This window comes from Glutamicibacter soli, from assembly GCF_052322135.1.
GTDB lineage: Bacteria > Actinomycetota > Actinomycetes > Actinomycetales > Micrococcaceae > Glutamicibacter > Glutamicibacter soli.
Genome location: NZ_CM125969.1, coordinates 2,460,378 through 2,485,635, shown reverse-complemented (window position 1 = coordinate 2,485,635; position 25,258 = coordinate 2,460,378). Strand labels below are relative to the sequence as shown.

The following is a 25,258-nucleotide window of genomic DNA, read 5'->3' as shown; positions in this document are numbered from 1 at the left end:
CGGATGTTGCGTGCTTTTTTCTGTATGTTTTGACACACCTCCCCGGTTGGCTTGCCATGAGAGCGTAGAATAAATAGCTGGGTCGACTTTGGCCCCGACTCCATTGACCCTTAACTCGAGCAGAAGTGAGCCTTCACGCATGTCAGATAACATCACGAGCCGCGAAGAACTGCGCAACGTAGCAATCGTTGCGCACGTCGACCACGGCAAGACCACCATGGTCAACGCAATGCTTCAGCAGACCGGCGCTTTCGACAGCCACGGTGAAACCGAAGACCGCGTGATGGACTCGGGCGAGCTGGAGCGCGAAAAGGGCATCACCATCCTTGCCAAGAACACCACCGTGTTCTACAGCGGCCCGGCCGCCAACGGCAAGCAGATGACCATGAACATCATCGACACCCCGGGCCACGCCGACTTCGGCGGCGAGGTCGAGCGCGGCCTGTCCATGGTTGACGGCGTGGTGCTGCTGGTTGACGCTTCCGAGGGCCCGCTGCCGCAGACCCGCTTCGTGCTGCGCAAGGCCCTGGCCGCGAACCTTCCGGTGATCATCGTGGTCAACAAGACCGACCGCCCGGATGCCCGCATCGACGGCGTCATCTCCGACTCCATGGACCTGCTGCTGGGCCTGGCCTCCGATCTGGCCGACGAAGCACCTGACCTGGACCTGGACGCCATCTTGAACGTCCCAGTCGTCTTCGCCTCGGGCAAGGCCGGCTACGCCTCGATGAACCAGCCAGCCGACGGCTCGCTGCCGGACAACGAGGACCTCGAGCCATTGTTCGAGACCATCATCAAGCACGTTCCTGCCCCGACCTACACCGAGGGCGAAGTGCTGCAGGCCCACGTGACCAACCTGGACGCCTCGCCGTTCCTCGGCCGCCTGGCACTGCTGCGCATCTTCAACGGCACCCTGCGCAAGGGCCAGCAGGTTGCCTGGGCCCGCCAGGACGGCACCCAGAAGCAGGTCAAGATCACCGAGCTGCTGGCCACCAAGGGCCTGACCCGCGTTCCAGCCGAATCGGCCGGCCCGGGCGAGATCGTCGCAGTCGCCGGCATTGAGGACATCATGATCGGCGAGACCCTCACCGATCTGGAGAACCCGAAGCCGCTGCCGCTGATCACCGTCGACCCGCCGGCAATCTCCATGACCATCGGTATCAACACCTCGCCGCTGGCCGGCAAGGTCAAGGGCGCCAAGGTCACAGCTCGCCAGGTCAAGGACCGCCTCGACAAGGAACTGATCGGCAACGTATCGCTGAACATCCTGCCGACCGAGCGTCCGGATGCCTGGGAAGTCCAGGGCCGTGGCGAACTGGCCCTGGCCATCCTCGTGGAGCAGATGCGCCGCGAAGGCTTCGAGCTGACCGTGGGCAAGCCGCAGGTTGTCACCAAGATGATCGACGGCAAGGTCCACGAGCCGATGGAGCACATGACCATCGACGTGCCGGAAGAGTACCTGGGCGCCATCACCCAGCTGATGGCTTCGCGCAAGGGCCGCATGACCAACATGGCCAACCACGGCACCGGCTGGGTCCGCATGGAATTCATGGTTCCAGCCCGCGGCCTGATCGGCTTCCGCACCCGCTTCATGACCGAAACCCGCGGCGCAGGCATCGCCTCCTCCCTGGCCGAAGGCTATGAGCCATGGGCAGGCCCGATCGAGTACCGCATCAACGGCTCGATCGTCGCCGACCGCGCCGGCGTGGTGACTCCGTTCGCCATGATCAACCTGCAGGAGCGCATGAGCTTCTTCGTGAAGCCGACCGAAGAGGTCTACGAGGGCATGATCGTGGGCGAGAACTCGCGCGCCGATGACATGGACGTGAACATCACCAAGGAAAAGAAGCTCACCAACATGCGTGCGGCTTCCTCGGACTCGTTCGAGAACCTGACCCCGCCGCAGACCCTGACCCTTGAAGAGTCGCTCGAATTCGCCCGCGAAGACGAGTGCGTCGAGGTCACCCCGGAGGCCATCCGCATCCGCAAGGTGCTGCTGAACGCGAACGATCGCGCCAAGGCATCCCGTGCCCGCGCTCGCGCCTAGCAAGCGACCTGCCACTGGCGGCAGCCTCGGCGCGCTGTGGCGCGCGGTGGTTGCCGCCCTCGCGGCCGGCTTGTTCGGCACCGGCATCCACGCCTCGCTGTTCTACGCGGGCGACACCCCGATCATCTGGGGTGTCGGCCTGGCCTGGCTGCTGCTGGGGCTGCTGGTCTACTGGGCCGTCGTGGCCTCGGGCAAGATGTGGGCCGGCGCGGTGGCATTCATCGGCTGCTATGTCACGGTGGGAGTGATCTCCTACGTCGGCAACGACCAGATGCTGCTCAGCGCGGGATACTTCAAGTTCCTGCCGGGCCCGACGCTCGCGTCGCTGCTGTGGATGTACGGCATGGTCATCCCGGCGGTCATCGCCCTGATGAGCGCGCTGCGGGTGCTGCGCAAAGCCAACCGCAAGGCATAGAAAAATGGTGTTCCTCCCCTCGGGAGGAACACCATTTTTTTTGGCGGCTAATCCGCGTCTAATTCTCGGTGCGGCTGTTGCCCGTCAGATCCAGGTGATGGGCCAGGAAGAGCGAGGTGGGCACACCGTCTTCTTCTGGCTCGCGCATCGCGTAGTCCTCGATGACCGCGCGCAGCCGGGCCATCATTTCCTTCTGGGACTTCTCGCCGAGCTTCAGCCCCACGCGGACCACCTGCATCTCCTGCGGGGTCAGGCCGTTGATTTCCTGCAGGAACGTATCCACCAGCAGCGGGGCCGCGTCCGGGATGCGGGTGCCCCAGGAAAGCTTGGTGCTGCGGTAGGGGACTTCCTTGGCGCCGCGGTTGCCCTTGCGCGGCTCCTCGGCTTGCAGGAAGCCGTTGCTCACCAGCGTGCGCACATGGTGCAGCGAGGTCGCCGGATTCAGTTCGAGGAGGTCCGCGATTTCCTTGTTGGTCCGCGACTCGTGCAGGCACAGGCGCAGGATCCGCAGTCTCAGCGGGGAACTGAGCGCGCGTGCACGGGCCTGGACAAGCTCATCGGTTGGCATGATGCCAGCATACGCGAAAACCGCTCAGTGATTGGCAGTTTCAAATCACATGTCGCGCAGCGGGCCAAGCCTGCGGCCTACGGTACCCGCGGGGATGCGCCCGGCGCGAGCGACTCGATCAGCCCTGCGGCCCTCAGCGCCCCGCCCAGCCGATGCAGCTGGTCGCCCACGGCGGCGGTCCTGGTCCGGAAGCCTGGTTCGGCGAGAATCGAGCGCACCGCCCTCAGGATCTTCCGCGGCGTGGGAGTTCCGGTGCGCAAGTCGAGACCCAGGCCAGCACAGGCGACGCGGGCTGCGACCTCGGGCTTGTCCAGGGTGCCGCCGGCCACCACCATCGGCACGCCCGCGGCGGCCATCTGCAGCACCCCGCCCCACCCGCCGTTGGTGACGGCGCAGGATGCCAGCGGCAGCAGGTCACCGAACGGCAGGAACTCGTGGACCCGGGCGTTCGGCGGGATCCGCTGCACGCTCCGGCCCGCCGAACTGGCCACCACCAGCAGGTCCTCGTCCCGCAGCGCGTCCAGGGCCGGTTGCAGCAACTCTTGCGGGTCGGTGTTCAGCGTCCCCTGGGTCACCAGCACCACGGGCCCCTTGAAGGACCGGACTTCCCGCAGCCAGTCCGGCTCGGGGCCGGCGTGAACTATCGGCCGGGCCAGCAGCCCCGCGTAGTGCGCGTACCCGGGAAGATCCGGGCGGGGGAACTCGATGCCGGGCGCTCCATGGGCGATCGTCAGCTGCGTGGAGAATCCTGCCTGTCCGAACAGCTGGTGCTCCGGCAGCCCGGCTTGCTTGCGCACTTCGGCCAAGGCGGCGTCCAACGGGCGCATCACCCGGCGGGTGATCCGGCGCAGGAGCGCATCCCTGGCATGGCCAAGGGCTCCGGGCAACGGCTGCAAGCCCAACCCCGACGGCGGCAGGTTCCGGCTGGGCAGCGACAGGGGAAGTACCGAGAGGCTGGCCCACGGCAGGGACTGGAGTTCCGCCAGCATTCCGGCGCCCAGCATCATCTGCTCGCCGACCAGGATGTCGAAGGGGCGCGCGGCGTGGGCCCGTCGCAGATCGTCGAGCTGGCCAGGGGCATTGCCGATGAACACGTGCTCCAGATTGGCGAACACCGCTCTGCGGCCGGTGGATTGCAGCTGGGGAAAGGACGCGGCGAGGTTGCGTTCGTCGTAGTCGGTGGCCGCCTGCCAGGGCAGGATGCGGCAGCCCAGCGCTTCGAAGTCCCGGGCGTAGCGCCGTCCGGTATAGGCGGTGACCCGGTGCCCGCGCAGGAGCAGCGCCTCGGCTACTGCGAGGGTGGGGCGGACATGTCCGGCGAACGGCGAGGACGCCACGAGGATATGCGCCATGCTCTGCTTTCGGCCTCCGGATCCTGGATGGCGGCAAGGAGCTGGAGGCGCTGCGCCGGGCTCCCGCTGGAATCACAGGGTACCGCGGAGCTCGGAGGGTTGCTAGGCTCCGGGAGTCCTGGGCGAGCGGCTGCGCCGCACGGGAGCCGGCGGGATGCGCTTGGCGTGCGTGATGGCTGAACGCCGCACCGCGACCGGGCCGCTGCGGGTCTGCAGGACGATCTGGGTGTCGGAGACCTGCAGGACCGTTCCCAAGGCGTCGGTCAGCGACTCTCCCGCATCGGTCTGCGTTGCGAGCCGGTAGCGCAGCACAATGCGATCGTCGGTGGTCAACTCGTTGAAATTCAGCATTTTGAAGTCACGATCCGTAAAAAGAATTCATCTACCGCGATGCTAGCCGAAATGTGAATCGTCGGTTACGTCACAGGTGAACGAGGGGGTCTTGGTTGTCTTGGCAACAGGACTAGACTGTAGTTTGAGCTTGTCCCGGATTCAATGAGCATCTTGTGATCCAACAGGCTTTTGTTGAAACCACTTTGTGCAAGGAAAGGTCGCAGCTCCCGTGACTTACATCATCGCTCAGCCGTGCGTCGACGTTAAAGACAAGGCGTGCGTCGAAGAATGCCCGGTTGATTGCATTTACGAAGGCGACCGTTCGCTTTACATCCACCCGGACGAATGCGTGGACTGCGGCGCCTGCGAGCCGGTGTGCCCGGTGGAGGCCATCTACTACGAAGACGACGTGCCGGACGAGTGGGCCGACTATTACAAGGCAAACGTCGAATTTTTCGACGAGCTTGGCTCGCCGGGCGGCGCCGCTAAGATTGGAAACACCGGCACCGATCACCCGCTGATCGGCGCCTTGCCACCACAGAACCAAGGCTAGGTTTCGCTTCATGCTTCAGCTCCCCGATTACCCCTGGAACCAGCTCGCGCCATACCGCGAGCTGGCGGCGCAACACCCAGGCGGGGTCGTGGACCTGTCCATCGGCACGCCGATCGACGACACGCCGCAGATCATCCAGGACGCGCTGGCCTCGGCCGCGAATTCCCACGGCTACCCGACGACCCACGGAACCACCGAAGTCCGCCAGGCGATTGTCGACTGGTTCGCCCGCCGCCGCAACGTGACCGGGCTGGGACTGGACGACGTGATGCCCACCGTGGGCTCCAAGGAAATGGTGGCCTGGCTGCCGTTGTTCCTAGGCCTCGGGGCCGGCGACATCGTGGTGCGTCCGAAGATCGCGTACCCGACCTACGACATCGGCGCGCAGCTGGTGGGCGCCACCCCCGTCGCGACCGACGACCTGTCTGAACTGACCGACGAGCAGCTGGCCAAGGTCAAGCTCATCTGGGTGAACTCCCCGGGCAACCCGACCGGCAAGGTCCGCGATGTGCAGGATTTGGCCGACATCGTCCGGCAGGCCCGCGAGCTGGGCGCCGTGGTGGCCTCGGACGAATGCTACGCCGAACTGGGCTGGGACGACGTCCGCGGCCAGGTGCCGAGCATCCTTGACCCTCGCGTCAATGGGGGAAACCTCGATAACCTGTTCGCCCTGTACTCGCTGTCCAAGCAGTCGAATCTTGCCGGCTACCGCGCGGCCTTCATCGCCGGTGCGCCGAATCTCATGCCTGAGCTGGTCAACAGCCGCAAGCATACCGGGATGATCGTCCCGGGCCCGATCCAGCACGCAATGGTCGTCGCCCTGGGCGATGAAGAGCATGTCAGGGTGCAATACGATATCTATCGGGCGCGCCGCGAAGCGCTGGCGCCGGCGCTGCGGAACTTCGGACTGCAGATTGATGATTCGGTCGCCGGCCTGTACCTCTGGTGCACCGAGCAACGGCCAAGCTTCGAAACCATCCAGCGCCTGGCTGAGTTGGGAATTGTCGCAGGTCCCGGTGTTTTCTACGGTACCGCCGGCGAGCAGCACGTACGCATCGCACTGACGGCCAGCGATGAGAGGATCGCCGCTGCCGTTGAGCGCTTGAATTCTTCCGTCAACCGCTGAACATGACACCCTGATTAGCGCCATGGGGACATATCACGGTATGTTCTAGGATGACGACTGACCTTTCGGAACTACACGCTTTCCGGTTAGGAGATGCAATGACAGACACGACGTCTGCACAGCTACAATTCAACGGGTCCAATCTCGAACTGCCGGTTATCCCGGCTACCGAGGGCAACAATGGATTCAACGTAGCACCACTTTTGAAGACCACCGGTAACGTTACTTACGACCCTGGCTTCATGAACACCGCGGCTACCAAGTCCGCAATTACTTACATCGATGGCGATGCCGGCATCCTGCGTTACCGCGGATACCCGATCGAGCAGCTGGCAGAGCACTCCAGCTTCACCGAGGTCTCCTACCTGCTGATCAACGGTGAACTGCCGACCCCTGAGCAGCTGGCAAACTTCGATGGCAGCCTGCGCCGCCACACCCTGCTGCATGAAGAGCTCAAGGGCTTCTTCGGCGGCTTCCCGCGCGATGCACACCCGATGCCGGTGCTGTCCTCGGCCGTTTCGGCCCTGTCGACCTGGTACCAGGATTCGCTGGACCCATCGGACAACGAACAGGTTGAGCGTTCGACCCTGCGCCTGCTGGCCAAGCTGCCGGTGCTGGCGGCCTACGCCCACAAGAAGTCCATCGGTCAGGCTCTGCTGTACCCGGACAACTCGATGAACATGGTCGAGAACTTCCTGCGCCTGTGCTTCGGCACCGCCGCCGAGCCATACGAGCTGGATCCGGAAATGGTCAAGGCACTTGACCTGCTGCTGATCCTGCACGCAGACCACGAGCAGAACTGCTCGACCTCCACCGTTCGCCTGGTCGGCTCCTCGGACGCCAACCTGTTCGCTTCGGTGTCCGCAGGCATCCACGCCCTGTCCGGCCCCGCCCACGGCGGCGCCAACGAGGCAGTGCTGCGCATGCTGCGCGACATCAAGGCCCAGGGCATCGCTCCTGAGACCTTCATGGAGAAGGTCAAGAACAAGGAAGACGGCGTCCGCCTGATGGGCTTCGGCCACCGCGTGTACAAGAACTACGATCCGCGCGCGAAGATCATCAAGCAGACCGCCCACGACCTGCTGGCCAAGCAGGGCAACAACGAGTTGCTCGATATCGCGATGAGCCTTGAGGAGAAGGCACTGAACGACGATTACTTCATCTCGCGCAAGCTCTACCCGAACGTGGACTTCTACACCGGGTTGATCTACACCGCGATGGGCTTCCCGGAGAAGATGTTCACCGTGCTGTTCGCCATCGGCCGCCTGCCGGGCTGGATTGCCCAGTGGCGCGAAATGATCAGCGATCCGGAAACCAAGATCGGCCGTCCGCGCCAGCTGTACATGGGCGAAACCGCCCGCAACTACCCGGGTGTCTAAGACCGCCAGGTAGCCTGTACCCAGCCGTTGGGCCGGGACTCCATCCGCAATGGAGTCCCGGCCCAACGCTGTTTTAACCCCGTAATCAGGCGTATTGTGTCGTTATGGGGATGCTTTCGACACGTCGGCATGTCAGGTGGTTTGGATGTATTTTCGTCGTGGTAATAACTGGTCGCTGAGCATATATACAGATCCTCATCTGCTGATGGCCCTGTATCTGCGGGAGCTGGCAGGCGTGAATCCCGCCGAGGTAGGTCCGAACTGCAGACTCGAACCGGACGTCAAGGAACGCACCGGTTCGCATTCAGAGCATGGGCAGATCAAGCAGGAATGGAGCTCATGGTGGGATTCGCTGACAACTCGCGATACCTCCCCGCAAACTCCGGTCCAGGTTCCTGACAATCTCTTGGAGTGGCTTGAGGTCAACGGGTATCCCGAGCTAGCCCGGCTGGCCCGGCCGCACTACGGCCAGGCAACGTTGTTCGCCCACCAGCATGCCGAAGACTTCGAACGGCGTAGCCAGGACTACATTCCGGACCGCATGGACGAAATTGAACAGCTGCTGATCGAACGGGGCATCGAGCATGCGCCGGTTGCGGAGGAAAAGCAGATCAACGTGATCGAGGTGCCCCTGAAGGAGCCGAGGGCCTGGCTGACCGGAGGATCCACGATCCTGGCCAGTTCGGCGCTCCTGCGCGACTCAACGGCATTCCAGGGTTTTCTCCAGCCCATGGTCACCATCATCTTTCCGATTTAGCGGAATGCGCTGCAGGAGAAAAGAGGCCGGAGAACCCGCATGGTGGGGTTTTCCGGCCTCGATATTCGGTGCAGCGCCAGCCTAGTTGGCGTGCAGCGCGTCGTTCAGCTCCACGGTTTGGCCCGCGCGCGGCAGGGCCTCGACAGCTCCGGAAATCGAGTTGCGGCGGAAGAGCAGATTCGGCACACCGGAAAGCTCCAGGGCCTTGACGGTTTTCCCGCCGAGGGCGATACGGGTGCCGGCCGTGACATACAGGCCGGCCTCCACTACCGAGTCGTCGCCGATGGAAATACCCACGCCTGCATTGGCTCCGAGCAGCACACGTTCGCCGATGACGATGCGCTCCTTGCCGCCGCCGGAGAGTGTGCCCATGATGGACGCGCCGCCGCCCACGTCCGAGCCGTCGCCCACGACGGCCGAGGCGGAAATGCGGCCCTCGACCATGGAAGCGCCCAGGGTTCCGGCATTGAAGTTCACGAAGCCCTCGTGCATCACGGTGGTGCCCGCGGCCAGGTGCGCGCCGAGGCGGACGCGGTCAGCGTCGGCGATGCGCACACCCGATGGCATGACGTAGTCGACCATGCGTGGGAACTTGTCCACGCCGTACACGTCGACGTTGCCGCGGCTGCGCAGCTTCAGCCGGGTCATTTCGAAGTTCTCGACCTGGCACGGGCCGAAGTTGGTCCACGCCACGTTGGCCAGGTGGCCGAAGATGCCGTCCAGGTTGATGGTGTTCGGCTGCACCAAACGGTGCGAAAGCAGGTGCAGGCGCAGCCACACATCGGCGGTATCCGCCGGGGCGACGTCCAGGTTGATGGTCAGGGACACGACCTTCTGCGTGGTGCCGCGGGCGGCATCGTCGGCGGCGGCGGCGGCCAGTTCGCCGGCGAGCTGTTCTGCTGCTGCGAGTTCACCGAGCGTAGGTGCCGGGTACCACACGTCCAGGACGGTGCCGTCGGCGGCGATGGTGGCAAGGCCGTGGCCTGATGCCAATCGTACGGAGGATTCGCTGGATGAGGTCACAGGTTCTGAAGTCATACACTGATCGTATCGCTGATGGGAAAGGTAACGTTGTTAGATGACAAGCTAGTGAAGCGATGATTGTAGGACCATGAATACCGTGAACGACCTAGACCTGCGGCAGGACGTTGCAGTGCTGACTGAGCAGCTCATGAACATCAATTCGGTCTCCGGCAACGAGCAGGAACTGGCCGACAAGGTGCACGCCGCGCTGCTGGAATTCGACCACCTCCAGGTGCATCGCGACGGGGACTCGATCGTCGCCCGCACCACTTTGGGCCGCGACCGCCGCGTCGTGTTGGCCGGCCACCTGGACACCGTGCCCTTGCCACGCACCGACGGAGCCAGGGGCACCGTCCCGGCGCAGGTGATCGACGGGGTGCTCTACGGGCGGGGCGCCACCGACATGAAGGGCGGGGTCGCAGTGCAGCTGGCGCTGGCCGCCGAGCTCACCGAGCCGAAGCACGACATCACCTACATCTTCTACGACCACGAGGAAGTCGCCGCATCCAAGTCCGGCCTGGGACGCCTGGCCCGCAACAGCCCCCAGCTGCTGGCCGCCGACTTTGCGATACTGCTCGAGCCCACCAACGGCACGGTGGAAGGCGGATGCAACGGCACCAGCCGCTTCGTGATCCGCACCCACGGCACCGCCGCCCATTCGGCCCGCGCCTGGATGGGGCACAACGCGATCCACGATGCCTCTCAGGTGCTGCGCCGGCTGGCCGAGTATCAGCCGCAGACCATCAACGTCGAAGGCCTGGAATTCCGCGAGGGCATGAACGCGGTGCGCATCGCCGGGGGAGTGGCCGGCAATGTGATCCCGGACCACTGCGAGGTGGAGGTGAACTACCGCTTCGCCCCGGACAAGACCCTGGAGCAGGCCGAAGCCGTGGTGCAGGAGCTGTTCGACGGCTTCGACATCGAACGCACCGACGGCTCCAACGGCGCCCGCCCAGGCCTGGACCAACAGATCGCCGCCGAGCTGATCTCCATCCTGGGCCAGGAGCCCAAGCCGAAGTACGGCTGGACCGATGTCGCCCGTTTCTCCGCCCTCGGCGTTCCCGCGGTGAACTTCGGCCCTGGGGATGCGCTGCTGGCGCACTCGGACAATGAACACGTGCCGCAGCAGGCGATCCGGGACTGCCTGTCCTCGCTGCGCTCTTGGCTCGGCTAGGCGTGAAGATTAAAGACTTCGGGTCACGTTCCGCAAGGGAACGCGACCCGAGGTCTTTGTGCTGTCGGCGAGGAATCAGAGCTGGCCGCGCGAGCTGAGCCGCGAGGACACCACGGAAGCCAGCTTGGACAGGGCAAAGTTCAGGATGATGAAGATCGCCGCAACGATGACCAGCGACTGGAACATGTTCGAGTTGCCGGTACCCACCAGCTTGCCGTTGAACAGCAGCTCGTTGAAATTGATGATGTAGCCCAGCGCGGAGTCCTTCAGGATCACGATGAACTGGCTGATCAAGGCCGGCAGCATGGCGGTCAACGCCTGCGGGATCTCGATCAGGCGCAAGCTCTGGCTGCGGGTCAGGCCGATGGCGATGCCCGCCTCGCGCTGCCCCCGCGGCAGCCCATGCACGCCCGAGCGGATCAGCTCGGCAATGACGGAACCGTTGTACAGTGTCAGGCCGATGACCACCGCGTAGAACGGCGAATCCTGCGGTTCCACCCAGCCGGAGCGGGCGAGCATGATCCACAGGAACAGCATCATCAGCAGGACCGGGACCGCACGGAAGAACTCGACGACGATCGTGCTGATCCAGTCGATCACCTTGTTGTGGGACAGGCGCCCCATGCCGAAGATGAAGCCGAAGATCAACGAGGTCACGATGGAGATCGCGGCCGCCTGCAGGGTCTTGAGCAGACCCGGCAGGATGAAGTTGCTCCAGACCCCGCCCTTGAGGAAGACATTCCATTTCTCCGGTGCCAGTTGTCCTGCGGAGTTCAGGCCGAGGACCAGATAGACGAGCAAACCCAGCAGGGCGAGCACACCGAGGATGTTGATCAGCAGGATGCGCCGCTTGGCCTTGGGCCCCGGGGCGTCGAAGAGGACCGACTGCTTTGCCGCGCTCATCGTGCCACCGCCAGCTTCTTGGACAGCCAGGTCACCAGTATGCCGATCGGCACCACGATGACCACGAACATGAGGGCGATGGTCAGGAAGATCAGGATGCCCTGATCGGCCCGGTACTCGATCATGGTCTTCATGAGGCCCGAGATCTCGGCCACGGAGCCTGCCAGGGCGACCGTGGTGTTCTTGATCAATGCGATGAGCACGTTGCCCATGGGAACGATGGCCCCGCGGAATGCCTGCGGGAGAATGACCAGCCGCGCGGCCGGCAGGAAGCCCAAGCCGATGGCGCGGGCGGCTTCGGCCTGGCCCAGCGGAACGGTGTTCACGCCCGAGCGGATGGCTTCGCAGAAGAACGCCGCATGGTAGATGGTCAGGCCGATGATGGCGATCTGGAAGAAGTTGAAATTGAAATCATCGGACAGCTGGAGCTGGAAGACGCCGAACAAGACCAGGACGCCGAAGGTCATGATGATGGTCAGCGGGGTGTTTCGGAAGATGTTTACATAGGCGGTGCCGAATGCTCGCAGGCTGGGGATTGGCGAAATTCGCATGATTGCGAGAATCGTGCCCAGGATTGCGCAGGCAATAAACGCCCAGAAGGTGAGCTGCAGGTTGGCCCAGAAGGACTCCATGATGCGCGCACCGTATTCATCCCAAAGACTCAAATAGCCTTGCACGGCTTGTTCTCCTTGGTAGATGGATGAGCTGGTTGCCTGCGGTGCTGCACCCGGGCTTCGCAGTCCGGTGCTGCACCGCAGGTCGGGGGTCTAGCTAAGAAGTTAGCTGCAGGCTTCGAACTTGGTTGGCGGGTTCAGATCCGAGGCCTTGTAGCCGGTGCCCTCGGTGTTCTTGTCCAAGGCCTTCTGCCACTCGCCGGAATCGATCATCTTCTTGATCGCCGTGTTGATGGACTCGCACTTGTCGTTGGTCTTGTTCAGACCCACGCCGTACGGCTCCTCGGAGAATGGGTTGCCGACAACCTTGAACTTGCCCTTGTTGGCGGAGGTCGCTGCCAGGCCGGCGAGAATGATGTCATCGGTGGTGATGGCGTCGATGCTGCCGGTCTCCAGCAGGCCCAAGCAGTCTGCGTAACCCTGCTGCTCAACCAAGCTCACACCGGGTACGTCCTTCTTGACGTTCTCGGCCGAGGTCGAGCCGGTGACCGAGCACAGCTTCTTGCCGTTCAGCGAGTCCTTGCCGGTGATCGAGCTGTCATCGGCGCGGACCAGCAGATCCTGGCCGGCGATGAAGTACGGGCCGGCGAACGCGACGCGTTCCTTGCGCTTGTCGTTGATGGTGTAGGTCGCGAAGATCATGTCGACCTGGTTGGTCTCCAGCAGGGTTTCGCGGTTGGCCGACGGGGCCGAGACGAATTCGATCTTGTCTTCCGAGTAGCCCAGCTCGTTGGCCACGTACTTGGCGACATCGACGTCGAAGCCGGTGTAGGAGCTGCCGTCTTGGAAGCCGAGGCCCGGCTGGTCGAACTTGATGCCGATGCGAACCTTGTCGCCGCCTTCGTCGCCGGCGTTGTCAGAGCCGCCGCAGGCGGTCAGGGTCAGAGCCGCGACGGCCGCCATTGCAGCAATTGCGCCAAAACGATTTTTCCGCATTGTTCCTCCTGGTGAGTGGGTGATGAGAGCTAGTGGTTGGTGATGAGCTTGCCGAGGAAGTCCTTGGCTCGCGCACTCTGGGGATTGGTGAAGAATTCTTCCGGGGTGGCCTGTTCGACGATCTGCCCGTCTGCCATGAAAATCACGCGGTCCGCGGCCTTGCGGGCGAAACCCATCTCGTGGGTCACCACCAGCATGGTCATGCCTTCACGGGCGAGCGAGACCATGGTGTCCAGGACCTCGTTGATCATTTCCGGGTCCAGCGCACTGGTCGGTTCGTCGAACAGCATCACCTTCGGCCGCATGGCCAAGGCGCGCGCGATGGCTACACGCTGTTGCTGGCCGCCGGAGAGCTGAGCCGGCAGCTTGGCTGCCTGGTTGGCGACGCCGACGCGTTCGAGCAGCTGCATGGCCAGCTTGTCCGCCGCGGATTTCTTCATGCCCTTGACCTTGATCGGCCCGAGGGTCACGTTCTCAAGGATGGTCTTGTGCGCGAAGAGGTTGAAGGACTGGAACACCATGCCGACATCGGCCCGCAGCCGGGCCAGCGCCTTGCCTTCTTCGGGAAGCTTCTTCCCGTCGATGGTGATGGTGCCGTCGTCGATCGTCTCCAAACGATTGATGGCGCGGCACAGGGTTGACTTGCCGGAGCCCGAAGGGCCGAGGATCACGACAACCTCGCCCTTCACGACATCCAGGTTGATGTCATTCAAGACGTGCAGCGCACCGAAGTGCTTATTGACCCCAGCCAGACGGACAATGGGGCCATCAGAAGAAGCTTGAGCCTGATGATCGCTTTTCATGTTCTCGACGTTACTCGATGTGACGCACCCTACGCGACTATTCGTTCAGGTCACACCAAGTTGTTATCAAACTGTTCTTAAATACCGTCCCCAAGGTTGACGTGGAACGCGACACGCAGCAGATAGAGTGAAGCTATGGTTCATAAGCGTAAGAGTGAAGAGAGTGCTCGTGCTGGCGGACGGAGGCACGTCGAGGCGAGCTGGCCTGGCAAGAAGTCCGAAGAGCAGCTTGACCGCTACCTGCTTGAGAGCCCGCAACCGGATGTAACGCATACCGATGTGTGGCGCGTGTTGCGCATCCAGTCCGAGTTCGTTAGCGGTTTCGGCACCCTGTCCAGCACCGGCCCTGCCGTTGCCGTGTTCGGTTCGGCGCGCACGGATCCCGACAGTCCTTACTACAAACAGGCCTACCGCGTGGGGGAGCTGCTGGCGAAGGCCGGCGTCACCACGATTACCGGCGGCGGTCCGGGAACCATGGAAGCCGCGAATATGGGCTCTGCTGACGCCGAAGGCATTTCCATCGGTCTGGGAATCGAACTGCCCTTTGAAACCGGGCTGAACGCTTGGGTGAACAAGGGCATCAACTTCCGCTACTTCTTCGTGCGCAAGACCATGTTCGTCAAGTACTCGCAGGGCTTCATCGTCCTGCCCGGCGGTTTCGGCACCTTGGATGAACTATTCGAGGCGCTCACGCTGGTCCAGACGCAGAAGATCACGAGTTTCCCGATCGTCCTGCTGGGCACCGAGTACTGGGGCGGCCTGGTGCAGTGGCTCAAGGACACGGTGGCCAGGGAGCGCTGCATTTCGGAAACCGACCTCGACCTGTTCACGGTGACCGATGATCCGGACGAGGCGGTGCAGATCGTGCTGAACGCAGGGCGTGCGGCATCCAAGCGCCCGTCAATGGACAGGAGCTAGCTGGATGCCGCTTGTACTGGTTTTCCTTGCGCTGCTAGTCGTCGGCGGGACCGCCCTGTTGCTTTCCGGGCGTCGTCTGGCCGCCGATGCGGGGCGTCATTTCGAAGCGGTTCCCGAACCCATCGTGGGTTTGGCGGAGCCGGAAGCCTCGCTGCCGCCGGTGCTGCTGCCCGAGCATCCGCGGGCCAACGATGTCGACAAGGTGCGCTTCTCGCTGGGTCTTCGCGGCTATCGCTGCGACCAGGTGGACGACACCCTGGATGTCCTCGCGGCGGAAATCACCCGGCTGGAAAATGTGATTCGTGACATCGAGTCACGGCGTGTGATTAGCGACACGGCGGAAAATTCGCAATAATAGGAGACAAGTGGCCCCTAATCAGAGATGAATTACACCTGAAGATGGGCCAGGCATGCGGTTGTGCGGACGGCGAATGAACTTGCCGCCCCGTACCAGCCACGGACGAAGGGAATTGCTTACATGGCTGCGATGAAGCCACGCACCGGTGACGGTCCGATGGAAGTCACCAAGGAGGGGCGAAGCCTGATCCTGCGGCTGCCTATTGACGGCGGTGGACGCCTCGTTGTCGAGCTGAACAACGATGAAGCAACTGAGCTGCGCAACTGCCTGGTTGATGTCACCGAATAGCTAGAGCCGCCGGTTCGCAAGCCGGCCGAAACAAGTAAGGACCGACAATCTGTCGGTCCTTTTTGTGGTTGCGGAAGATTCCTAGCGCACCCGGGCCGCCGGGAGCACCGAAGCGACGAACAGCCCCTGCTCGCTGGGCAGCAAATGGGTCTGGATCTTCGGGTCCTCACGCAGCAAACGCAGCGCGTCGCGAGTGGCTACGGTGGACGGGCGGCGCACGGCCGGCTTGGACATCCGGTGCTCGTCGAACGCGTTGTTGATGATGATGACCCCGCGCGGGCCGACCAGCCGCTTGGCTTCGGCCACGTATTCCAGCAGCAGCTCGGCACCTGCGTCGATCAGCACCAAGTCGTAGGCGTGGTCCGCCAGGCGTGAGAGCACGTTCTCGGCCCGCTCGTTGATGATGCGCGCGTGGGCCGATGGAACTCCGGCCTCGCGCAGCGACTGGCGCATCGCATTGGCGTGCTCAAGATTGGATTCGATGGCTGTCAGCGTGCTCTCCGGGCCTAGGACTTCGAGCATCGCCAGCGACGCCACGCCGACGCCGGGGCCGATCTCCACGAGGTTGCGCGGCTGGCGCAGCGAGCAGATCACCTGGAGCATCGAGCGGCCGGCCGGATCGATGCAACGCACGCCCAGATCGGCAGAGCGCTCGCGAACCAGCGCCACGTGCTCCTTCTCGTGGACCTGGGTCTGGGCATAGCTCCAGCTCGCAAGAAGTTCTGGATTCATGGAAGGCATCGGGGACAAGTCCTAGGGATCGTGCGTATCGGGACAACACCAATGTTACCCACACGACCGGCATTGCCCCGAAGAACTTGATATCCTCCGCGCAGGCGATTCTTAGCTGTAGCTCAGCTTCGGCGCACATACTTTAAGTGTGAATGATGCACAAAATGACTCAGCAGCCACCGTGGCAGTCCTCGAGACTGAGGTTCCGTCCTGGGACCAGATGGTTCACGAGCATGGAGAGCGCGTCTTCCGGCTGGCCTACAGGCTCACCGGAAACCGCCAGGATGCCGAGGACCTGTCGCAGGAGGCATTCGTCCGTGCGTTCAAGGCTCTGGACAAGTACACCCCGGGCACCATGGGCGGCTGGCTGCACCGCATTACCACCAACCTGTTCCTCGATCAGGCACGTCGGAAGAGCAAGATTCGCTTTGACCGGTTTGCCGAAGGATCCGAGGACCGACTTCCAGGAGAGGTGCTCTCCCCGGAGCGCTACTTTGAATTCCACAATCTCGACGTGGATGTTCAGGCGGCGCTGAAGGCGCTGAGCCCGGAATTCAGGGCAGCAATCGTCCTATGTGACATGGAAGGGTTTTCGTACGAAGAAGTTTCCCGCATCCTGGACGTGAAGCTTGGCACCGTGCGTTCACGCATCCACCGCGGACGAGCGATGCTGCGCGATGCCCTGGCGCACCGCAACCCGTCCAACAAGCCGGCCAAGACCATGTCGTTGCCGCGCATTCCGTTGGGCCGCCGCACTGCGGCGCAGGGCTAGGACACCTTTCGGCCGCAACGCCGGTGGCTTAGTGAGTTGGTCTCGGACAAGGTAATCTTGGTGTTGTGGATTTTCTAGGTATCAATGGCGGCGAGTTCGTTATTCTCGCCATTATCGCGGTCGTCGTGCTCGGCCCCGAGAAGCTTCCTGAATACGCCAAAAAGCTGGCGAACCTCGTCAAGGAAATTCGCCGCATGGCCAACGGAGCCAAGGAGCAGTTGCGCGAGGAAGTCGGCGACGAAGTTGCCGACATGGACTGGCGCAAGCTGGATCCGCGCCAATACGACCCTCGGCGCATCATCAAGGAAGCGCTCATCGACGAATTCGACGACGCGGTCAACGTGGCCAAGGGCAAGCCTTCCTCGGTCGAGGCAGCCCCGGTGCGCACCCCCGTGGCCACCCACACCGCCACCCAGGCTCCGCTGGGCGTGAACGAGAGCGCCCCATTCGACGACGAAGCCACCTAGGCGCGAATCCGCCACAGGCGACAAAACATCCCCGGCCCTGCAGCTGGAAAACTGCGGGGCCGGGGATCTTTTTTATGCCTCGTTCGCCAGGCCCCGGCGCGTTTCGCGCGGACCGCCCGGGAATGTTGCCCGGCCGCTACTGGATTGACATCGGCAGGCTGCGCCCGGCCAAGCCGCGGGGACGCTGGCCCAATGATTCGGCCAGCGCGGACAGCTCGATGGCGCTCTGGGATTGCGGGGCGGAGAGCACCACCGGGGTGCCCTGGTCCGAGCCTTCGCGCAGGGCTTCCTCCAGGGGCAGCTGCGCCAGCAGCGGCACCGGGTAGCCCAGCTGGTCGCTCAGCGATTCGCTGAGCTTAGCGCCGCCGCCGGAGCCGAAGATTTCCATCCTGCTGCCGTCGGGCATTTGCAGGTGGCTCATGTTCTCCACCACGCCGATGACCTTCTGCTTGGTCTGCAAGGCAATGGTGCCGGCGCGCTCGGCCACCTCGGTGGCGGTTGACTGCGGGGTGGTGACGACCAGCAGTTCGCTGTTGGGCAGCAGCTGGGACACGGAGATCGCGATATCCCCGGTGCCCGGCGGCAGGTCCAGGAACAGGAAGTCCAGATCCCCGAAGTAGACGTCGGACAGGAACTGCTCCAGCGCGCGGTGCAGCATGGGCCCGCGCCAGATCACCGGCTGGTTCGAATCCAGGAACATGCCGATGGAAATGACCTTCACCCCGTGCGCCACCGGCGGCAGGATCATGTCATCCACCCGCGTGGGGTTCTGGTTGATGCCCATCAGCGACGGGATGGAGAAGCCGTGCACGTCGGCGTCGATCAGCCCGACCTTGAAGCCTCGGGCGGCCAGCGCGGTGGACAGGTTGGCGGTGATGGAGGACTTGCCCACCCCGCCCTTGCCGCTGGCCACCGCGATGACGCGGGTCAGCGAGGCGGGATCGGAGAACGGGGTGCGGCGGCTGGCCAGCTGATCGCGCAGGGCCGCGCGCTGCTGCGGATCCATCACGTCCAGGACCACCTCGACCTGGTCCACGCCCGGCAGCGGCAGCAGGGCCGCGCGCACGTCTGCCTCGATGGTGGAGCGCAGTGGGCAGCCTGCGATGGTCAGCAGGATGGTAACCTCGGCGCGGGTGCCGTCCAACCGGGCGCCGCCCACCATGCCCAGCTCGGTGATGGGCCGGCGCAGTTCCGGGTCGATGACCGTGGCCAGCGCCGTGAACAGTGCTTCGTTCGAACTCACGACTAGTTGTTCTTTCGGTTGGAATTCTGGCCCGGCTGCACCGTGTCGATGAGGCCGGTCTGCGGGTTGCCGCCCTTGGACTTGCGCTTGGCGCGCAGGTTAAGCTCTTCGCCGTCGGCGGTCTCCAGCAGCTCCTCCAGCACGTTGCGCAGCTCCGAGCGCACGTAGTCGCGCGTGGCGACATCGCGCAGCGCCAGGCGCAGGCTGGCCAGCTCGCGGGTGAGGTACTCGGTGTCGTAGAGGTTGCGTTCGGCCCGCGCCCGGTCTTCGGACAGCGACACGCGGTCGCGGTCGTCCTGGCGGTTCTGCGCCAGCAGCAGCAGCGGCGCGGCATAGGAGGCCTGCAGCGAGAGCATCAGGGTCAGCGCGGTGAAGCCGATGGAGGCGTCGTCGAAGCGCCAGGCCGCCGGGGCCACGGAGTTCCAGATCAGCCAGAAGGCGCAGAAGATCGTCATGTAGAGCAGGAACTGCGGGGTGCCCATGAAGCGCGCGAACTTCTCCGTCGTGGAGCCGAACGCGTCGGGGTCCGGGGAGAACTTCGGCCAGAAGCGTTTGCGGGCTGCAAGGGGAGTGTCCAGGCCACTGGTCTTGCGCTGTTCAGCCATGGTGGTGAACTCCTTTGCTACTGATCTGTGTCGTTCGGCTCCGGGCTGCGCCGGGGCCGGGTGAACCGGCGAGCCGGTTCCAAAGTTCTTAGTCCTGCGAACGCCAGTCGTCGGGCAGGATGTGGTCGAGCACGTCGTCCACGGTGATCGCCCCGACCAGGCGGCCCTCCTTGTTGGTCACCCCGACGCTGGTCAGGTTGTAGGTGGCCAGGTGGCGCACGACCTCGGAGATGTTCGCCAGGTCGGACATCGGCTCCAGCTCGGTGTCCAGGATGTCGCCCAGCGGTTCGGGCGGGGCGGCGCGCAGCAGCGCCTGGATGTGCACCTGGCCCAGGTAGCGGCCGGTGGGGGTCTCCAGCGGCGGGCGCACCACGTACACGGTGGAGGCCAGGGCGGGGGAGAGCTCCTCCATGCGCACCGAGGCCAACGCCTCGGCGACGGTGGATTCGGGGGTGAGGATCACCGGAACCGGGGTCATCACCGAGCCGGCGGTGCCTTCCGGGTAGGCCAGCAGGCGGCGCACGTCCTTGGCCTCCTCCTCGTTCATGAGCTCCAGCAGCTGGTGCTTGGTTTCCTCGGAGACCTCGGAGAGCAGGTCGGCGGCGTCGTCCGGGTCCATTTCTTCCAGCACGTCGGCTGCGCGCTCCAGGCCCAGCGCGGAGAGGATCTCCACCTGCTCGCGGTCAGGCAGCTCCTGCAGCACGTCGGCCAGGCGCTCGTCCTGCAGGTGCGCGGCGATTTCCAGGCGGCGCTTCTCGTTCATCTCATGCAGCGCGTCGGCGAAGTCGGCGGCCTTCATGTCGTCGTGCGTGGCCACGAAGGTGTCGGCTGACTGCGGCTCGCTCTGGTTGCCGTGGCTGATGTCCTCCCAGGAGACCAGCACCTTGTCGCGCTTGCGGCTGCGCAGCCCCAGCAGTCCCGGCGCTGCCACGCCGCGCTGCACGTAGTACTGGTTGATTTCCCAGTCGCCGCGGCGGGTCTGGGCCAGGCCGATGTCCTCGATGACGCCGCGGCCTGAGCCGTCGGTGAAGGTGATGGTGCGGTCGAACAGCTCGGCCACGACCAGCAGCTCCTGGCCGCGCTGCTGGAAGCGGCGCATGTTGACCAGGCCCGAGCAGATGATCTGCGTGGATTCCATGGACTGGATGCGGGTCATGGGCACGAAGACGCGGCGCTTGCCGGGGACCTCGACCACGACGCCGACGCAGGCCGGCGGCTTCTTGGGTCCGCGGGAGACCACGACGACGTCTCGCAAGCGTCCCAGGCGGTCGCCCAGGGGGTCGAAGACGTCCAGCCCGAGCAGCCGGGCGACGAAGATTTTAGACACTTGTGAGCTCACCCTTCTAGGTTATCGTGCCCGGTGCCTTCGCGCGGTGCGCGGTGACACACCCGCGGCGCGGATTCTTTCGCCCTGAGTGATCCCCGCTTCACTACTGGGTGCAAACACAGCATCACCGTGCACAATATAGATATGACCTCGCCACAAGGAGTAAATTCGATCAGCACCAACGGCTTGCCGCGCGGCGAGCTGCTGGGGCGCTACACCAGCTACCTCGACGCCCAGAAGCTCGTGGACTACCTGGCCGACAACGACTTCCCGGTGGCCTCCGTGACCATCGTGGGCAACGACGTGCGCACCGTTGAGCGCGTGACCGCCAAGCTGTCCTACCCGAAGGTCGCGTTGGCCGGCGCCGCGCAGGGTGCCATGATGGGTCTGTTCGTCGGCCTGCTGCTCTCGCTGTTCGGCGGCGGCAACGGCATCTACCAGATCCTGTCCGCCATCGGCCTGGGCATGGCCATCTGGATGATCGCCGGGGTGATCAGCTACTCGACCCGCCGCGGCAAGCGCGACTTCGCCTCCTCCAGCCAGTTCGTGGCCACCAGCTTCGACGTGGTCGTCGACTTCGAGAACGCGCAGGCCGCCCGCCAGCTCGCCTCCAAGCTGCCGATGCGTCCGCACGCTCCGGCCCCGAACATCCCGGGCTCGAATCTTCCAGGGCAGCAAGCGCAGCCGACCGCCCCGGTCCAGCCGGCGGCTCCGGCGACCGTGCAGGCTCCGGGCGCAGCCCAGCAGCCGGCCCCGGCTTCCGCCGACGCCCCGAGCGGCCAGTTCCCGGACCTTCCGGATGGACGCCCGCGCTACGGCGTACGCGTGCAGCCGACCCCGCCGGCAACCGGGCAGCCGGCAGCAACCCAGCAGGCCCAGCCTGCCTCCCCGGCCCAGAACCTGTCCGAGGTCGAGCCGACGGTTGAGATCGGCCGCCGCAAGGACCAGGACCAGGCCTCCGATCAGGACGGCACGGATGAGCCAGCGCAGCAGCACTCTGCTGCGGACGCGCCGGAGGAAACCCGCCAGGACAAGAACTCCTAGCCGCAAGCGGCAACACGAAAGACCGCTGGCCTTCAGCCAGCCCCTCGGGGCGGATGAAGGCCAGTGGTCTTTAAGCCGGGGTGCTTAGCCGCGCAGCTTGGCCATCCAGGCCTCGACGTCGTCGGCGGTGCGCGGCAGCGCGGCGCTCAGCGACTCGCCGCCGGTGGCGGTGACCAGGATGTCGTCCTCGATGCGCACGCCGATGCCGCGGTACTCCTGCGGGATCGCCAGGTCCTCGTTCTTGAAGTACAGGCCAGGCTCGATGGTGAAGACCATGCCCTCTTCCAGCTCGGCATCCAGGTACAGTTCCGCGCGGGCTTGGGCGCAGTCGTGCACGTCCAGTCCCAGGTGGTGGCTGGTGCCGTGCGGCATCCAGCGGCGGTGCTGTTGCCCCTCGGGGCTCATGGCCTCGTCCACGGAGACCGGCAGGATGCCCCAGTCGGCCAGGCGCTCGGCCAGCACGCGGGTGGCGATCTGGTGCAGGTCGCGGAACTTCAGGCCCGGCTTGACCGCGGCGAAGGCGGCGTCGGCGGCGTCAAGCACCGCCTCGTAGACGCGGCGCTGGACGTCCGTGTACTTGCCGGAGACCGGCAGGGAGCGGGTGATGTCCGCGGTGTACAGCGAGTCGGCTTCCACGCCGGCGTCCAGCAGCAGCACCTCGCCCTCGTTCACGGCGCCGTTGTTGCGGATCCAGTGCAGGATGGTGGCGTTGTTGCCGCAGGCGGCGATGGTGTCGTAGCCCAGGTCGTTGCCTTCTAGGCGGGCGCGGGCGAAGAACGAGCCTTCGACGATGCGTTCGCCGCGATCATGGGCGATGGCCGAATCCAGGTTGCGCACCACGTCCTCGAAGCCGTTGATGGTCGCCGCCACCGACTTGCGCAGTTCGGCGATCTCGTAGTCGTCCTTGACCAGGCGCAGCTCGGAGACGAACTCGGCCAGCTCGTTGTCCAGCGCGTCGGAGGCTTCCAGATCCTGCGAGGTGTTGATGCGGCTGGTGTCCACCAGCGCCTCGACGTTCAGGTCCACCTGGCGCACCAGGCGGATGCGGATGCCGCCCATGGCCTGCGGGCCGGAGTTCTTGGTGATCGCCAGTTCCAGCTGCTCCAGCGAATCGGTGGGCATGCCGGTGCGGGCGGACATGGTGCTCAGGGTCGGGCGCGGGCCCACCCAGAACTCGCCGGAACGCGAATCCAGGTAGAAGTCCGAGGAATCGCGGCCCGCCATCGGGGCGAAGTACAAGGTGGCTGAGTGGTTGCTGCCGTTGTCGCCGGCGCCGTCGTCGGTCGGCTCCAGGATCAGCACTGCGTCCGGCTCGTGGTCGACGCCCAGGCCGGTGAGGTGGGCGAAGGCCGAGTGCGGGCGGAAGCGGTAGTCGGTGTCATTCGAGCGGACCTTCAGCGGGCCGGCGGGGATGACCAGGCGCTCGCCCGGGAAGGCGGCGGAGAGCTTGGCGCGGCGGGCGGCCGTGTAGTCTGCGGACGGATCGGCGTCCGGCAGAGCCGAGGTGTCGGCGGCCCAGTTCGAGGCCATGAACTGCTTGAAGGATTCGGAGGTCGGACGCTGCGAACGGTTGTTCACGCGGTCTTCCAATGGCTGGTCGCTGCCCGAAGGCGATGAAACTTGATTGGTCATAACTTCAAGTGTGTCACCATCAGCTATGCGCCACCAAAGAACGTGTGCACTTCGATATTCTAGGGAGTATGCGAATCGACCTGCACACCCATTCCAACGTTTCCGACGGCACGGAAACCCCGGCCGAGCTGATCACCGCGGCGGCCGCGGCGGGGCTGGACGTGGTGGCGCTGACCGACCACGACCAGACCAGCGGGTGGGACCAGGCACGTGTTACCGCGCAGGAACTGGGGATCGGGTTCATTCCCGGCATGGAGATCACCTGCCAGGATTCGCACGGGATCAGCGTGCACCTGCTGTCCTACCTGCACGACCCGTCCTACCAGCCGCTGCTCGACGAGCTGGCCGTGTCGCTGAATTCGCGGATCGTGCGCGCCCAGCGCATCGTGGAACGGTTGGCCGAGGACTACCCGATCAGCTGGGAGCTGGTCACCGAGCATTGCCAGCCCGGGGCCACGGTGGGCCGACCGCATATCGCCGACGCGCTGGTGACCGCAGGGGTGGTGGCCCATCGGAACGAGGCGTTCGCCAACATCCTGTCCTCGCGCTCGCGCTACTACGTGTCGCATCCTGCCATCAACCCCGCCGCGGCGGTGCGCCTGGTGCGCGAGGCCGGCGGCGTGCCGGTGTTCGCCCACCCGAAGGCAGCGCTGCGCGGACGGGTGGTGCCCGAATCGACGGTCCACGAAATGATCGAGGCCGGGCTGGGCGGGGTGGAGGTCTACCACCGGGACAACAGCGCCGAGGGCAAGGAGCAGCTGCTGGCGCTGGCGTCGGAGCACGACTTGATTGTCACCGGATCCTCGGACTACCACGGCACCGGAAAACTGAACCGGCTCGGCGAGAATCTCACCGAGCCGGCCATGCTGGAGCGCATCCTGGCGCAGGGCACCGGAACCAGCGCGCAGCTGCAGTCTTAGTCGACGGGGCGCGGCACCGGGGCCGGGGAGCCGTCCAGGGTGGCGAACACCGTGTTTTCGGGCAGCCGGGCGTGCATGACCTCGATCGCCTGAGTGTTCTGGTCGATCAGCACGAAGCGGCGTTCCATCTTCGCGGCCACCGCACCGGTGGTGCCGGAGCCTGCGAAGAAGTCAAGCACCCAGTCGCCGGGCCGCGAAGAGGCCGCGACGATGCGCCGCAGGATGCCCTCGGGCTTCTGGGTGGGGTAGCCGGTCTTCTCCTTGCCGGTGGGGGAGACGATGGTATGCCACCACACGTCGGTGGGCAGCTTGCCCTTCTCCCGCTTTTCCGGCGTCACCAGGCCGGGCGCCATATAGGGCTCGCGGTCGACTTCCGCCGAATCGAAGTGGTACTTCTTCGGGTTCTTCACGTACACCAGGATGGTGTCGTGCTTGGCAGGCCAGCGGCTCTTGGCCCGGGCCCCGTAGTCGTAGGCCCAGATCAGTTCGTTCAGGAAGCACTCGCGGCCGAAGATCGTATCCAGCAGCACCTTGACGTAGTGCACCTCCCGGTAGTCCAGGTGGACGTAGAGGGTGCCGTCCTCGGCCAGCAGCCGGTAGGCCTCCAGCAGGCGCGGCTCGATGAAGCTGAGGTAGTCCTCGAAGCTGTCGTGGTAGGAGCGCGACTGGCCGATTTCCGCCGTGTAGCTGCGGCCCTTGAACCCCACGTGGGTGCCTTCGCCTTCGTCGGCGCGGACCATGGTGCGTTCGGCGCGGGTCTGCTTGCGCCCGGTGTTGAAAGGCGGATCCACGTAGATCAGCGTGAAGCTTTCATCGGGCAGGGTTGCCAGCACCGACATGTTGTCGCCGTGGAACACGGTGTTGCCCGCGGCCGGGGCGCTCACCGGGGAACCGGAGTGCGCCGCGGCC

The 25,258-nt window shown here is 64.7% G+C and carries 28 protein-coding genes; 14 read left to right on the top strand and 14 right to left on the bottom strand.

Translation table 11 applies throughout. The features are described from left to right. The first annotated feature begins 139 nt into the window (after positions 1-139). Positions 140-2,047, top strand: coding sequence for a translational GTPase TypA (gene typA, locus ACTX90_RS11695; RefSeq protein ID WP_047119578.1), 1,908 nt, complete (start codon positions 140-142; stop codon positions 2,045-2,047). Then, a complete protein-coding gene (locus ACTX90_RS11690; RefSeq protein ID WP_113606502.1) occupies positions 2,028-2,462 on the top strand; it encodes a hypothetical protein in 435 nt (144 codons plus the stop codon). Before typA ends, ACTX90_RS11690 begins: the two co-directional genes overlap by 20 nt. Before the next feature lie 58 nt (positions 2,463-2,520). Here the strand turns inward: ACTX90_RS11690 and ACTX90_RS11685 are convergent, their stop codons facing one another. From ACTX90_RS11685 to ACTX90_RS11675, 3 genes are all read right to left on the bottom strand, one after another. Further along, complete coding sequence (locus tag ACTX90_RS11685; RefSeq protein WP_443442119.1) at positions 2,521-3,030, bottom strand: helix-turn-helix domain-containing protein; 510 nt, start codon at positions 3,028-3,030, stop codon at positions 2,521-2,523. A 77-nt stretch (positions 3,031-3,107) separates the two neighbouring features. Beyond that, a complete protein-coding gene (locus tag ACTX90_RS11680) occupies positions 3,108-4,382 on the bottom strand; it encodes a glycosyltransferase (RefSeq protein ID WP_443442118.1) in 1,275 nt (424 codons plus the stop codon). A gap of 102 nt (positions 4,383-4,484) precedes the next feature. Continuing rightward, positions 4,485-4,733, bottom strand: coding sequence for a putative acetyltransferase (locus ACTX90_RS11675; protein WP_047119574.1), 249 nt, complete (start codon positions 4,731-4,733; stop codon positions 4,485-4,487). 211 nt (positions 4,734-4,944) lie between these two features. Between ACTX90_RS11675 and fdxA the strand changes: the two genes are divergently transcribed. From fdxA to ACTX90_RS11655, 4 genes are all read left to right on the top strand, one after another. After that, complete coding sequence (fdxA, locus tag ACTX90_RS11670) at positions 4,945-5,268, top strand: ferredoxin (RefSeq protein WP_047119573.1); 324 nt, start codon at positions 4,945-4,947, stop codon at positions 5,266-5,268. 10 nt (positions 5,269-5,278) lie between these two features. After that, positions 5,279-6,394 (top strand): succinyldiaminopimelate transaminase, encoded by a 1,116-nt coding sequence (dapC, locus tag ACTX90_RS11665; protein ID WP_053798459.1) that lies wholly within the window; start codon positions 5,279-5,281, stop codon positions 6,392-6,394. A 98-nt stretch (positions 6,395-6,492) separates the two neighbouring features. Continuing rightward, positions 6,493-7,773: a citrate synthase gene (locus ACTX90_RS11660; RefSeq protein ID WP_047119571.1), complete on the top strand. Its 1,281-nt coding sequence runs from the start codon at positions 6,493-6,495 to the stop codon at positions 7,771-7,773. 205 nt (positions 7,774-7,978) lie between these two features. Further along, positions 7,979-8,530, top strand: a complete 552-nt coding sequence (locus ACTX90_RS11655; protein ID WP_047119570.1) for a hypothetical protein — start codon at positions 7,979-7,981, stop codon at positions 8,528-8,530. 81 nt (positions 8,531-8,611) lie between these two features. Here the strand turns inward: ACTX90_RS11655 and dapD are convergent, their stop codons facing one another. Further along, positions 8,612-9,568 (bottom strand): 2,3,4,5-tetrahydropyridine-2,6-dicarboxylate N-succinyltransferase, encoded by a 957-nt coding sequence (gene dapD / locus ACTX90_RS11650; RefSeq protein ID WP_443442117.1) that lies wholly within the window; start codon positions 9,566-9,568, stop codon positions 8,612-8,614. 73 nt (positions 9,569-9,641) lie between these two features. On the opposite strand from dapD, the gene dapE reads away from it, so the two are divergent. Continuing rightward, positions 9,642-10,727: a succinyl-diaminopimelate desuccinylase gene (dapE, locus tag ACTX90_RS11645; RefSeq protein WP_443442116.1), complete on the top strand. Its 1,086-nt coding sequence runs from the start codon at positions 9,642-9,644 to the stop codon at positions 10,725-10,727. Positions 10,728-10,802: 75 nt separating this feature from the next. Here the strand turns inward: dapE and ACTX90_RS11640 are convergent, their stop codons facing one another. From ACTX90_RS11640 to ACTX90_RS11625, 4 genes are all read right to left on the bottom strand, one after another. Beyond that, a complete protein-coding gene (locus ACTX90_RS11640; RefSeq protein WP_053798457.1) occupies positions 10,803-11,630 on the bottom strand; it encodes an amino acid ABC transporter permease in 828 nt (275 codons plus the stop codon). Further along, positions 11,627-12,307, bottom strand: coding sequence for an amino acid ABC transporter permease (locus ACTX90_RS11635; protein ID WP_047119566.1), 681 nt, complete (start codon positions 12,305-12,307; stop codon positions 11,627-11,629). Before ACTX90_RS11635 ends, ACTX90_RS11640 begins: the two co-directional genes overlap by 4 nt. Positions 12,308-12,409: 102 nt before the next feature. After that, a complete protein-coding gene (locus tag ACTX90_RS11630; protein WP_047119565.1) occupies positions 12,410-13,240 on the bottom strand; it encodes a glutamate ABC transporter substrate-binding protein in 831 nt (276 codons plus the stop codon). Positions 13,241-13,269: 29 nt separating this feature from the next. Beyond that, complete coding sequence (locus ACTX90_RS11625) at positions 13,270-14,043, bottom strand: amino acid ABC transporter ATP-binding protein (RefSeq protein ID WP_047119564.1); 774 nt, start codon at positions 14,041-14,043, stop codon at positions 13,270-13,272. A gap of 135 nt (positions 14,044-14,178) precedes the next feature. Between ACTX90_RS11625 and ACTX90_RS11620 the strand changes: the two genes are divergently transcribed. From ACTX90_RS11620 to ACTX90_RS11610, 3 genes are all read left to right on the top strand, one after another. Then, on the top strand, positions 14,179-14,961 hold the full coding sequence (locus ACTX90_RS11620) for an LOG family protein (RefSeq protein WP_053798455.1): 783 nt from the start codon (positions 14,179-14,181) through the stop codon (positions 14,959-14,961). A 4-nt stretch (positions 14,962-14,965) separates the two neighbouring features. Continuing rightward, complete coding sequence (locus tag ACTX90_RS11615) at positions 14,966-15,316, top strand: DivIVA domain-containing protein (protein ID WP_443442115.1); 351 nt, start codon at positions 14,966-14,968, stop codon at positions 15,314-15,316. Between the two features lie 123 nt (positions 15,317-15,439). Beyond that, positions 15,440-15,607, top strand: coding sequence for a DUF3117 domain-containing protein (locus ACTX90_RS11610; protein ID WP_082123932.1), 168 nt, complete (start codon positions 15,440-15,442; stop codon positions 15,605-15,607). An 81-nt stretch (positions 15,608-15,688) separates the two neighbouring features. On the opposite strand, the gene ACTX90_RS11605 is transcribed toward ACTX90_RS11610, so the two are convergent. Continuing rightward, positions 15,689-16,339: an O-methyltransferase gene (locus tag ACTX90_RS11605; RefSeq protein ID WP_443442114.1), complete on the bottom strand. Its 651-nt coding sequence runs from the start codon at positions 16,337-16,339 to the stop codon at positions 15,689-15,691. Between the two features lie 220 nt (positions 16,340-16,559). Between ACTX90_RS11605 and sigE the strand changes: the two genes are divergently transcribed. Further along, complete coding sequence (gene sigE, locus ACTX90_RS11600; RefSeq protein WP_237562150.1) at positions 16,560-17,111, top strand: RNA polymerase sigma factor SigE; 552 nt, start codon at positions 16,560-16,562, stop codon at positions 17,109-17,111. Between the two features lie 65 nt (positions 17,112-17,176). Further along, a complete protein-coding gene (locus ACTX90_RS11595; protein ID WP_047119560.1) occupies positions 17,177-17,578 on the top strand; it encodes a sec-independent translocase in 402 nt (133 codons plus the stop codon). Positions 17,579-17,714: 136 nt separating this feature from the next. Here ACTX90_RS11595 and ACTX90_RS11590 read toward each other — a convergent pair whose 3' ends face one another. From ACTX90_RS11590 to ACTX90_RS11580, 3 genes are all read right to left on the bottom strand, one after another. Continuing rightward, positions 17,715-18,821: an Mrp/NBP35 family ATP-binding protein gene (locus ACTX90_RS11590; protein ID WP_120989195.1), complete on the bottom strand. Its 1,107-nt coding sequence runs from the start codon at positions 18,819-18,821 to the stop codon at positions 17,715-17,717. Between the two features lie 2 nt (positions 18,822-18,823). Further along, entirely contained in the window at positions 18,824-19,426 is a 603-nt protein-coding gene (locus ACTX90_RS11585; protein WP_113606494.1) for a DUF1003 domain-containing protein, read from the bottom strand. 88 nt (positions 19,427-19,514) lie between these two features. Next, positions 19,515-20,765, bottom strand: coding sequence for a magnesium transporter MgtE N-terminal domain-containing protein (locus ACTX90_RS11580; RefSeq protein WP_047119557.1), 1,251 nt, complete (start codon positions 20,763-20,765; stop codon positions 19,515-19,517). A 132-nt stretch (positions 20,766-20,897) separates the two neighbouring features. Here ACTX90_RS11580 and ACTX90_RS11575 point away from each other — a divergent pair, with 132 nt between their 5' ends. Further along, complete coding sequence (locus ACTX90_RS11575; protein ID WP_181728016.1) at positions 20,898-21,797, top strand: general stress protein; 900 nt, start codon at positions 20,898-20,900, stop codon at positions 21,795-21,797. Positions 21,798-21,881: 84 nt separating this feature from the next. Here ACTX90_RS11575 and ACTX90_RS11570 read toward each other — a convergent pair whose 3' ends face one another. Beyond that, positions 21,882-23,429: an aminopeptidase P family protein gene (locus ACTX90_RS11570; RefSeq protein WP_443442113.1), complete on the bottom strand. Its 1,548-nt coding sequence runs from the start codon at positions 23,427-23,429 to the stop codon at positions 21,882-21,884. Positions 23,430-23,497: 68 nt separating this feature from the next. Here ACTX90_RS11570 and ACTX90_RS11565 point away from each other — a divergent pair, with 68 nt between their 5' ends. Further along, positions 23,498-24,349, top strand: a complete 852-nt coding sequence (locus ACTX90_RS11565; RefSeq protein ID WP_424573042.1) for a PHP domain-containing protein — start codon at positions 23,498-23,500, stop codon at positions 24,347-24,349. On the opposite strand, the gene ACTX90_RS11560 is transcribed toward ACTX90_RS11565, so the two are convergent. Then, positions 24,346-25,188, bottom strand: a complete 843-nt coding sequence (locus ACTX90_RS11560; RefSeq protein WP_161447154.1) for a DNA-methyltransferase — start codon at positions 25,186-25,188, stop codon at positions 24,346-24,348. The two genes, ACTX90_RS11565 and ACTX90_RS11560, sit on opposite strands and share 4 nt — an antisense overlap. Positions 25,189-25,258: the final 70 nt, after the last annotated feature.

Bases quoted from the DNA above. Each gene is read 5' to 3' on its own strand.
- ACTX90_RS11675 (WP_047119574.1), bottom strand. From the start codon at position 4,733: ATGCTGAATTTCAACGAGTTGACCACCGACGATCGCATTGTGCTGCGC.
- ACTX90_RS11620 (WP_053798455.1), top strand. From the start codon at position 14,179: ATGGTTCATAAGCGTAAGAGTGAAGAGAGTGCTCGTGCTGGCGGACGG.
- dapD (WP_443442117.1), bottom strand. From the start codon at position 9,568: ATGACTTCAGAACCTGTGACCTCATCCAGCGAATCCTCCGTACGATTG.
- ACTX90_RS11625 (WP_047119564.1), bottom strand. From the start codon at position 14,043: ATGAAAAGCGATCATCAGGCTCAAGCTTCTTCTGATGGCCCCATTGTC.
- ACTX90_RS11560 (WP_161447154.1), bottom strand. From the start codon at position 25,188: ATGTCGGTGCTGGCAACCCTGCCCGATGAAAGCTTCACGCTGATCTAC.
- typA (WP_047119578.1), top strand. From the start codon at position 140: ATGTCAGATAACATCACGAGCCGCGAAGAACTGCGCAACGTAGCAATC.
- ACTX90_RS11610 (WP_082123932.1), top strand. From the start codon at position 15,440: ATGGCTGCGATGAAGCCACGCACCGGTGACGGTCCGATGGAAGTCACC.
- ACTX90_RS11680 (WP_443442118.1), bottom strand. From the start codon at position 4,382: ATGGCGCATATCCTCGTGGCGTCCTCGCCGTTCGCCGGACATGTCCGC.
- sigE (WP_237562150.1), top strand. From the start codon at position 16,560: ATGGTTCACGAGCATGGAGAGCGCGTCTTCCGGCTGGCCTACAGGCTC.
- ACTX90_RS11585 (WP_113606494.1), bottom strand. From the start codon at position 19,426: ATGGCTGAACAGCGCAAGACCAGTGGCCTGGACACTCCCCTTGCAGCC.
- dapC (WP_053798459.1), top strand. From the start codon at position 5,279: ATGCTTCAGCTCCCCGATTACCCCTGGAACCAGCTCGCGCCATACCGC.
- ACTX90_RS11655 (WP_047119570.1), top strand. From the start codon at position 7,979: ATGGCCCTGTATCTGCGGGAGCTGGCAGGCGTGAATCCCGCCGAGGTA.
- dapE (WP_443442116.1), top strand. From the start codon at position 9,642: ATGAATACCGTGAACGACCTAGACCTGCGGCAGGACGTTGCAGTGCTG.
- ACTX90_RS11605 (WP_443442114.1), bottom strand. From the start codon at position 16,339: ATGAATCCAGAACTTCTTGCGAGCTGGAGCTATGCCCAGACCCAGGTC.
- ACTX90_RS11685 (WP_443442119.1), bottom strand. From the start codon at position 3,030: ATGCCAACCGATGAGCTTGTCCAGGCCCGTGCACGCGCGCTCAGTTCC.
- ACTX90_RS11570 (WP_443442113.1), bottom strand. From the start codon at position 23,429: ATGACCAATCAAGTTTCATCGCCTTCGGGCAGCGACCAGCCATTGGAA.
- ACTX90_RS11575 (WP_181728016.1), top strand. From the start codon at position 20,898: ATGACCTCGCCACAAGGAGTAAATTCGATCAGCACCAACGGCTTGCCG.
- ACTX90_RS11640 (WP_053798457.1), bottom strand. From the start codon at position 11,630: ATGAGCGCGGCAAAGCAGTCGGTCCTCTTCGACGCCCCGGGGCCCAAG.
- ACTX90_RS11630 (WP_047119565.1), bottom strand. From the start codon at position 13,240: ATGCGGAAAAATCGTTTTGGCGCAATTGCTGCAATGGCGGCCGTCGCG.
- ACTX90_RS11565 (WP_424573042.1), top strand. From the start codon at position 23,498: ATGCGAATCGACCTGCACACCCATTCCAACGTTTCCGACGGCACGGAA.
- ACTX90_RS11615 (WP_443442115.1), top strand. From the start codon at position 14,966: ATGCCGCTTGTACTGGTTTTCCTTGCGCTGCTAGTCGTCGGCGGGACC.
- ACTX90_RS11660 (WP_047119571.1), top strand. From the start codon at position 6,493: ATGACAGACACGACGTCTGCACAGCTACAATTCAACGGGTCCAATCTC.